At 51.5% G+C, this 9,036-nt stretch carries 7 protein-coding genes and 1 pseudogene; 4 read left to right on the top strand and 4 right to left on the bottom strand.

Features of this window, described 5'->3' with window-relative positions:
• Positions 1–123 precede the first annotated feature (123 nt).
• A complete protein-coding gene (hydF, locus tag JKK62_RS15715; protein WP_201428752.1) occupies positions 124–1,314 on the top strand; it encodes a [FeFe] hydrogenase H-cluster maturation GTPase HydF in 1,191 nt (396 codons plus the stop codon).
• A 47-nt stretch (positions 1,315–1,361) separates the two neighbouring features.
• Here the strand turns inward: hydF and JKK62_RS15710 are convergent, their stop codons facing one another.
• The 3 genes from JKK62_RS15710 to JKK62_RS15700 all read right to left on the bottom strand — a co-directional run bounded on the left by JKK62_RS15710 (position 1,362) and on the right by JKK62_RS15700 (position 3,781).
• The gene (locus JKK62_RS15710; RefSeq protein ID WP_243411892.1) at positions 1,362–1,835 is read right to left on the bottom strand and encodes a pyridoxamine 5'-phosphate oxidase family protein; all 474 of its coding nucleotides are present in this window, start codon (positions 1,833–1,835) and stop codon (positions 1,362–1,364) included.
• Between the two features lie 45 nt (positions 1,836–1,880).
• Positions 1,881–2,801 carry a glycoside hydrolase family 25 protein gene (locus JKK62_RS15705; RefSeq protein ID WP_201428751.1) on the bottom strand — a complete coding sequence of 307 codons (921 nt, stop codon included), beginning with the start codon at positions 2,799–2,801 and terminating at the stop codon, positions 1,881–1,883.
• Between the two features lie 158 nt (positions 2,802–2,959).
• Positions 2,960–3,781: a YesL family protein gene (locus tag JKK62_RS15700; RefSeq protein ID WP_201428750.1), complete on the bottom strand. Its 822-nt coding sequence runs from the start codon at positions 3,779–3,781 to the stop codon at positions 2,960–2,962.
• 293 nt (positions 3,782–4,074) lie between these two features.
• On the opposite strand from JKK62_RS15700, the gene JKK62_RS15695 reads away from it, so the two are divergent.
• From JKK62_RS15695 to JKK62_RS15685, 3 genes are all read left to right on the top strand, one after another.
• Positions 4,075–5,457 (top strand): ABC transporter substrate-binding protein, encoded by a 1,383-nt coding sequence (locus JKK62_RS15695; RefSeq protein WP_436286317.1) that lies wholly within the window; start codon positions 4,075–4,077, stop codon positions 5,455–5,457.
• A gap of 125 nt (positions 5,458–5,582) precedes the next feature.
• Positions 5,583–6,449 carry a carbohydrate ABC transporter permease gene (locus JKK62_RS15690; RefSeq protein ID WP_201428749.1) on the top strand — a complete coding sequence of 289 codons (867 nt, stop codon included), beginning with the start codon at positions 5,583–5,585 and terminating at the stop codon, positions 6,447–6,449.
• On the top strand, positions 6,449–7,324 hold the full coding sequence (locus JKK62_RS15685) for a carbohydrate ABC transporter permease (protein WP_201428748.1): 876 nt from the start codon (positions 6,449–6,451) through the stop codon (positions 7,322–7,324). Before JKK62_RS15690 ends, JKK62_RS15685 begins: the two co-directional genes overlap by 1 nt.
• 60 nt (positions 7,325–7,384) lie before the next feature.
• Here JKK62_RS15685 and JKK62_RS17870 read toward each other — a convergent pair.
• Positions 7,385–8,892, bottom strand: a pseudogene (locus tag JKK62_RS17870) (serpin family protein).
• Positions 8,893–9,036 lie beyond the last annotated feature (144 nt).

Genomic DNA, 9,036 nt, shown 5'->3' with positions numbered 1-9,036 from the left:
TGATCGAGAAGGAGCTGCTCAATATCCCGAAGGAGAAGGTCAGAAAAATCGCCGCCGAGCACATCGAGGATATCAAGAACAACAACAAGCGCGATTTCCGTTTCTGATACACAGGAGAAGCATATGAGCCTTAACAGTACACCCTCGGGCGAGAGGGTGCATATCGGATTTTTCGGACGGCGCAACGCGGGAAAATCGAGCGTCGTGAACGCCGTCACAAACCAGCAGATCTCGGTCGTGTCCGACGTAAAGGGCACCACCACCGACCCCGTCCAGAAGGCGATGGAGCTGCTTCCTCTCGGGCCTGTAATGATCATCGACACCCCGGGCTTTGACGACGAGGGCAGCCTCGGCGAACAGCGAGTAAAGCGCACAAAGCAGGTGCTCAACCGCACCGACATCGCCGTTCTCGTAGTCGACGGCACCGTCGGCAAGACCGCCGCGGACGAGGAGCTTATCGGTATTTTCAGGCAAAAGGATATCCCCTACATCGTAGCCTACAACAAGTGCGACGAGTCGGGCATGCGCGATTACGAGGACGGTCTCGCCGTCAGCGCGGTCAACCGAACAAATATAAACGAGCTCAAGGAGCGCATGGCAAGGCTGACCGTCGCTCAGAGTGACCGCAAAATCTGCGCTGATTTAGTCGGCGCAGGAGAGCTTGCCGTCCTCGTCGTTCCGATTGACAAGGCGGCTCCCAAGGGCAGGCTGATTCTGCCGCAGCAGCAGACTATCCGCGACCTGCTCGATTCGGGCGCGGCGGCGGTAGTAGCGCGCGACTCGGAGCTTGCCGAAACACTTTCCGCTCTCGGCAAAAAGCCCGCGCTCGTCATTACCGACAGTCAGGTTTTCGGCAAGGTCAAAGACATCGTTCCCGACGACGTGCCGCTGACCTCGTTCTCGATACTGATGGCGAGGTACAAGGGATTTCTCGAGACCGCAGTCAAGGGCGCTGCGGCGATCGAGAACCTGCGCGACGGCGACACGGTTCTCATCTCTGAGGGCTGCACCCACCACCGCCAGTGCGACGATATCGGCACCGTAAAGCTGCCGCGGTGGCTCAAAGCCCACACAGGAAAGGATATTAATATAGAAACCACCTCAGGCAAGGGTTATCCTGACGATCTCTCGCCGTTCAAGCTGATTATCCACTGCGGCGGCTGCATGCTCAACGAGCGCGAGATGACCTACCGCCGCAAATCCGCCGAGGACAGCGGCGTTCCGTTCACAAACTACGGCACCGCCATCGCCTACCTCAACGGCATACTAAAGCGCACCCTGAGCGTTTTCCCCGATCTGCAGAAGCTGGTATAAAAAGCGAAGTCCGCACGAAAAAACGTGCGGACTTTTTTATATCAATATTAACTTTCATTGACGAGCTTGCCCGTCATGTGGTCGATTTCAAGCTCGAGCATACATACGCGGCTGAGAGTTCGCCCGATTTCGCGCTCAACGTCCCCGTCAGATGGATAATACTTGTTGCCGAGCAGTCTCAGCTTCTCAAGAATCCTGCCGCTGTCGGTCATGATTTTTGCTCTGCCGAACACAACCACGCTGCTGATATTGAGCGCCCATTCGCCTTCTTTGCGAAAGCCCTCGTTCATCACACAGAAGCTCACCTTGTCGCAGTTCTTTAACGCGTCGAGCTTATGACCTTCCTTTGCGCAGTGAAAATACAGCCTGCCGCCGTCGTACACAAAGTCTATCGGAAAAGCGTAGGGATAGCCGTTCTCACCCGCGACCGCCATAACTCCGCGAGGTTCGTTTTTCAAAATCTCAACGCAGCTTTCCTCGCTGAGCTGCTGCTTAAAGCGTCTCATTTTTCTGAATTCCATAGTATCACCCTCTCCGATTATACAACACGGAGAGGGATTTTTCAACTAAAGCTTCTTTCTCATCAAGCCGCCGAGATACTTCATAAAGCCGTAGCCCGCGATGCCGTTCTGAGCGTAGCCGCCCTTTTTGAGCACCTGATTGACGGCGATCTCGGTGCCGTCGCCGAAGATGTTGTTCTCGTCCATACCCTGAGTGATGATGCCCTGCTTCTTCGCGGTGAGGAGCATCTCCTTGAGCGCCATAACGCCGTAGGTTCTGTCACCCTTCTCAAAGCCGTTTGTGTCGAGCACAGGCTCTGACGGCTGCCAGTTGTTCCAGCCGCCCTCTTTGATGATAGTCGGGTAATCCTTGTAGCATTTGTCCTTGTCGACCGTGCCGACGCCGGGGATAGAATTCGACTCGAGATAGTTGACCTCGCCGCCGTACTGCCACATTCCGTAGCTGCCGCGGTAGTCGCAGGTGGAGTTCCACTGAGCCACCCAGATGTCGTAGTTGTCGAGCAGGCTCGGGTCGTTGAGCTTGCCGTTGAGCCAGCTCAGCGCGGAGTAGAGCATCGGGTAGTAGCCCGCCTTCTTTATCTCGCTGAGGAAGGTCTTGCATATCGCGACGAGCGTAGCATTGCTTGGGTTTCCGTTGCGCGCCTTGTAGCCGTCGGCGTCCTCCATATCGAAGGCAACGGGAAGTGTGGGCTTCTTGTTTTTGAGCAGGCGGATAACGTGCCTCGCCTCGCTCTTCGCGTCGTCGGTGTTGACCGCGTAGGAGTAGAGATACGCACCCCACGGCACGCCCGCCGCCTCGCACTTGCGCACGTTGTTCTCAAACTGACTGTCGTCCTGGACAGCGAGGTCTGAGCCGTAGCCGCAGCGTATCATCACGAAGTCGTAGCCCGCATCCTTGATTTTTTCGATACTGACGTTTCCGTTGAGCGAGGAGATATCCACGCCCTTTTTTCCTTTAAGATTCATAATTTCCTCCCTTTTTGTTTTTCTCGGAGAGCGCTCTCCGTTATCATAATATGCGGAGACAAAAAACCTGTCCCTCACCAAGGGAGCAAATCGGACGGTAATTGCATAAAAATATGCAATCCAAAAGAAAAAACGCCGCGTTGATACGGCGTTTTGATTTATTTTTTGTTCGGGTTCTTTACCATTCTTCCGTTGACGAAGATGTAGTCGTCCTCTGTGTTTCCGGTTACGATAGGAGTATCGACAACCTCTTCCTTTATCGGGTTCACAAAGTCGCCTACGCTGTCGATCAGACCCTTTGAAACCATCGCTATTTCGATGTAGGTTATCAGCATCGGGTATACCGCCGCGACGATCACGGCAACGATGATTTTCCACACGCCCTCGGCGTATACGATGGCGAGCACCGCGATCGCAACAGCCGCGACGATCATCACCAGAGCGATTAGGTTGCGCAGTATCTTGCCGAGGATAAGCAGCAGTGAGTTCTTGTAGATATCTCTCCAGCGCAGCTCGTAGGTCACGCTCATGAGCGGCGCGTAGAACATCATGATAAGCAGCGCCGCGGTGAAGAAGCCGTAGAAGCTGAGGATATAGGCGAAGGTTACGTCGGTCTGAGCCTGAATGAAGTAGTACATAAAGGCGAACATCGCGCAGGAACAGATCAGGTAGCTGATGACTCCGTGTAGGATAAAGACCTTCCAGTTTTCTCTGACCGCCGCGAAAAACGTCGGCACAACGGGAACGTAGTCGTTTTCAATCGCGTACTTGCGTATGACGACGACCAGACCCGAGTAGAATATCGTGCCGGGGATCACGCCCAAGCCCCAGACAAGGACGTTGTTGTAGCCCGTGAGGACGCTGAACGCGATCGACGCGCCCATACAGAGGGCAAGCGCCGCCGAAAAGATCACTCCCGCGAGCAGGAGATACGGCAGCTTCTTGAAGAACACCATAACAGGTTTGACTCTGTTTTTCATAATTTCAATCCTTTGCTTGCATAAAATAACGCTTGTATAATCATAACACAAAACGACAGTGGATTTCAATATTTCACAAAAAATTATTTTGAGAATAAAAGGAATAAAATGAGCGGATTCGGTAAAAGGTTGTCAAAATTATTTCAAAAAACTTCAAATTTGAAAACAAAATTAATAAAATATCCCTTGATTTTTTAGCGTTTTGGTGATATATTATTAGCAAGAGGGGCTTGTCTGCCCCTGCGCGATACCCGACGCTTTCGGGTAAATATCTTTTAGAAAAGGTGATTAACGTGAAAAAGGAAACAATCAAGAGAGCGGCTGCTGTCACTCTCGCTGCCCTTATGGCGGGATCCGCTCTCGCTGGTTGCGGCGGCAACGCATCCTCAAACACCGACTCCAAGGGTGATTCCAAAGCTGAGTCCTCAAAGACCGAGTCCAAGGCTGACGCTACAGGCGGCAAGGTTTACTATCTGAACTTCAAGCCCGAGCAGGATCAGGCATGGCAGGATCTCGCGAAGAAGTACACCGAGGAGACCGGCACTGAGGTAACCGTAGTTACCGCTGCTGAAGGTACCTACGAGCAGACCCTTACTTCCGAAATGGCTAAGGGCGACGAGGCTCCCACCCTGTTCCAGGTTAACGGCCCCGTTGGTCTTGCTAAGTGGGAAGACTTCTGCAAGGATCTTTCCGGCACCGACATCTACGGCCAGCTCACCTCCAAGGACTACGCTCTGGAGAAAGACGGCAAGGTTTATGGTATCGCTTATGTAATCGAGTCCTATGGCCTTATCTACAACAAGACACTTCTCAACAAGTATTTCGAGTCTGACTTCGCTACCGTTAAGAAGATCGACGACCTCAACAGCTTTGACAAGCTCAAGACTGTTGCTGAGGAAATCCAGAAGAACGCTGAGGCTCTCGGCGTAAAGGCTGCCTTCACCTCCGCTGGTATGGACAGCTCCTCCGACTGGAGATTCAAGACCCACCTCGCAAACCTCCCCATCTACTTCGAGTATCAGGCTGACGGCATCACCGATACCGACGCTATCAAGGGCACCTACCTTGAGAACTACAAGAACATCTGGGATCTCTACATCAACAACTCCACCTGCAAGCCCAGCGAGCTGGCTTCCAAGACAGGCGCAGAGTCTGAGGCAGAGTTCATCAACGGCGACGCAGTATTCTTCCAGAATGGTAGCTGGGAGTACAGCGCTGTAACCGAAGGCGGCCTCAAGGACGAGGATCTCGGCATGCTCCCGATCTACATCGGCGTAGGCGACGAGGCTAACCAGGGTCTGTGCACAGGTACAGAGAACTATTGGTGTGTAAACTCCAACGCAAGCGAAGCTAACCAGGCTGCTACAGAGGCGTTCATCAACTGGTGTGTAACCTCCGAGACAGGCACAAAGGCTATGGCTGAGGCTATGGGCTTTGTAATTCCCTTCAAGGCTGCTCAGGAGTCCAAGAACGTATTCGTAAAGGCTGACAAGGAATACACCGACGCAGGCAAGAAGCCCGTATCCTGGAACTTCACCACAATGCCTTCTGAGGATTGGAAGAACGGCGTTGGCGCTGCTCTCACTCAGTATGCTGCAGGCACAGGCGACTGGGATGCTGTTAAGACCGCATTCGTAGACGGCTGGAAGACCGAAAAGGCAAAGGCTGCTGAATAATTAAATTCATCCAGGGTTTTGGCTTTCTGAGTTTTAACTAAAATCAAGGAGGCTGGGAAATCTCAGCCTCCTTTTTCATTCACTTTAACTCACGGTATGAGTGTTTTTCAAGAAAGGCAAAGAGTATGTTCAAAAAACCTAAAAGAAAACTATACGCCTTAATCTTTGTCCTTCCTACTTTCGCTGCCTTTGTCATCGGATTCATCTATCCGTTCTTCAGAGGCATCTACCTCTCGTTTTTCCAATTCCAGATTGTATCAAAAACGAGGTTTGTAGGCTTTGACAATTATATCAGGGCTTTTCAGGACGAGAGCTTTCTCCGTTCCTTCTGGTTCACACTCGGCTTCGTTGTCGTCAGCGTAATCCTGATAAATCTAATCGCTTTTTTCGTCGCTTACGCCCTGACGCTCAAAATCCGCGGCTCGAATGTATTCAGAACCGTATTCTTCATGCCGAACCTTATCGGCGGTATTATCCTCGGCTACATCTGGCACCAGATTTTCGACGGACTGCTCCGTAACCTCGACATGCCCTCTCTCGTAACAAACGAAACTCTGGGCTTCTGGGGCTTGGTAATCCTGATGTGCTGGCAGCAGGCAGGATACATGATGATTATCTACATCGCGGGCTTCCAGAGCGTACCCGCGGATCTGTACGAAGCCGCAAAGATCGACGGCGCGAACAAGGGACAGCTGCTCACAAACGTAACGCTGCCCATGATGATGCCCTCGATCACGATCTGCAGCTTCCTCACGCTCACCAACTCCTTCAAGCTGTTCGACCAGAACCTCGCGCTCACAGGCGGCGCGCCGCTTGTTGACGGTGTATGGACGACACGAATGATGGCGCTCAACATCTACAAGACCTTCTACGGCGAAGGAAAGGCCGCGAAGGGTGCAGGACAGGCGGAAGGCGTAATCTTCTTCCTGATCGTTGTCGTCATCTCTCTCGTACAGCTCTACCTCACCAGAAGAAAAGAGGTGCAGGCATAATGGCAATGGTTAAAGCGGTTGAACCCAAGTACAAGAAAAAGCAGACCGCGGGAATGAAGTTCCTGACCATTCTGTTCGCGGTTGTGTCTGTGATCTACGTGATGCCCGTCATCATCGTACTCTATAACTCCTTCAAGGCGAACTCCGACATCGCGACAAATCTTTTCGCGCTGCCGAACGCAGATACCTTCTACGGTCTGCAAAACTACATCAAAGGCATGACCTTCGGTAACTATCCCTTCTGGGAAGCTGCCCTCTGGAGCCTGCTGATCACCGTCGGCGGCGTTGTGCTTATTCTTTTCTGCACCTCGATGGCGGCATGGTACATTCAGCGCTCCAACACGATTATCTGCAAGATCATCTACTTCTTCTGCATATTCTCGATGGTCGTACCCTTCCAGATGGTAATGTTCACCCTCTCCGACACTGCAAACTCACTCAAGCTTGTTACTCCCTGGGGTATCCTGCTGATCTATCTCGGCTTCGGCGCAGGTCTTGCCATCTTCATGTTCTCGGGCTTTGTAAAGTCTATCCCGATTGAAATCGAGGAAGCGGCTGACGTTGACGGCGCAGGCCCGCTGAGAACCTTCTTCAGCGTAGTTCTTCCGATCATGAAGCCCACCTTCATCTCGGTTGCGATCCTCGAAACAATGTGGATCTGGAACGACTACCTGCTTCCGTACCTGATTCTGGACGGCAAGCTGTACCGCACTATCCCGATTCACATGCAGTTCCTCAACGGCAGCTACGGTCAGACCGATAACGGCGCTATCATGGCGCTCGTTGTACTGAGCATTCTGCCTATCGTAATCTTCTACTTCGCCTGCCAGAAATACATCATCGAGGGTGTTGTTTCAGGCGCGGTCAAGGGTTAAGGAACAAGACAATTTAAAACATAAACAGGAGAGCTTTCAGAACTCTCCTGTTTTTTTATGTTAATTGATTTTGTCCGGAAGGTTTTCTACCGTGCCGATAAACAGCGGCGTGTTGGTCTTTGTGTTAATGATCATGTAGAGGAACGGTCTGTCGAGATAAACATAGTGTTCCTCCTCAATGGGAGCTGCGCCGTAGAAGACCTCCGCGGTCACAGCCGCCGCTCTCGTGCCCTCCTCTGTAACTGTAATCGTCGTTTCGTGAAGCACCTGACTGATGAACGGACTCGCGGCGTTCTTGTCGGCGAGCATACCCTTGAAGTCGGCGTTACCTCCGAATGCGTCATTTATACCGAGAGCCTTGAGATTATCGCTCAGCTCGTCGCTGTAAAAAACGCCGAACTTTGGCAGATGAGCGTGAATAACTCCGCTGTCGGTCGACATATTATCAGTATCTTTGTCAACCTCTCACCCATAAGTGAGTTAACATAATCCTTCAGCTTTACTCCTCTGTTGGGAAGGATAGCGGCGAAGGTGTAGTTTCCGTATTTATACTTCTTCACAAAGCCCTGAGCACTGTCGTCCTTGAGGTAGCAGCTCTCCTCAGACTTCATAAAATCAACCGTAGAGGTGTAACCGTTGGAGTTCGTAAACGTACCCTCAAATACATCTCCGGGAAAAGTCCTGCCGCCGGATGAATATTCGTTCACGTAAGGATCAGCCCACTTCGCGTCAAAGGAGATCGCGTTGATCAGGTACATAAGAGCGTTCGAATCGATATCAGTGAGGATACGGGGTATCATCTTATCGGTCTTTTCATTTACCCAGCCGTTTATATTCTCAAGCGCAAGCTGATTGAAAATCGTCGGGAATACCTCCGCGTCGTAGTCGTTCTTTACACTGCCGATATAGTCAGGACTTATCTTAGCCGAACTCTCCGAGGTATTATACCAAACCGAATTGGCGATATAAAACTTAGTCGATTTGTCATAGGTGTTTACAAGATAATCAGGGTAATTCTTAAGGAACGATTTCATCAGCGAACGCGGCATACCCGTGGCGTTTTCAATTTCCTTGAGGGTGTTGCCGTCAGCGCCGTTTTCGGTCATTCCGAGGGCGTACATTACCGACAGCGGAGAAACGAGCGTGTTTTCATCGTCCTTGATACTGCCCTTGAGCAGCTTGACCGAGAAGTCGTTCATCGCCTTGCTGCCCTTTTGCTCAATCTCTTCTTCGGTATAGACAGGCCCTGTTGCCGGCGGCTCGGTCGGGTCCTCGGGTACCTGGAACTCTGCATCATTAACGACCTGCTCGGCGGAAATTTTCTGAACAAGCGTCGCGTCGGAAATATCAACCGCACCGCTGTTATCGACGTCGGCAACCTTTTTCTGCGCGTCGGAAAACTCTCTCAAGCCCGCAGCGTTCATCTGAATATATGTAGCGTCAACGACGTTTACCTTGCCGTTGAGGTCGGCGTCGCCCGCCTTGACCGTCTTGGCGGAGGCGGAAATCAATGATACCGAGCCGAAGACAATCGCGGCGGAAAGACAGGCGGCAATCACTTTTTTCATATAATCACTCCTGAATTTTTCTAAAGGGCACCTCTAAAAATATAGAGTTGTGCAGAGGTGCAGATATTTTATAGTAGATTATTGTCAAAACGACGAAGTCATACTGACGTATAACAAGGAGTTTTGGCAAGAATATGCTGTGAA

The organism is Ruminococcus difficilis (genome assembly GCF_016680995.1).
This window is presented reverse-complemented; position numbering and strand designations above follow the sequence as displayed.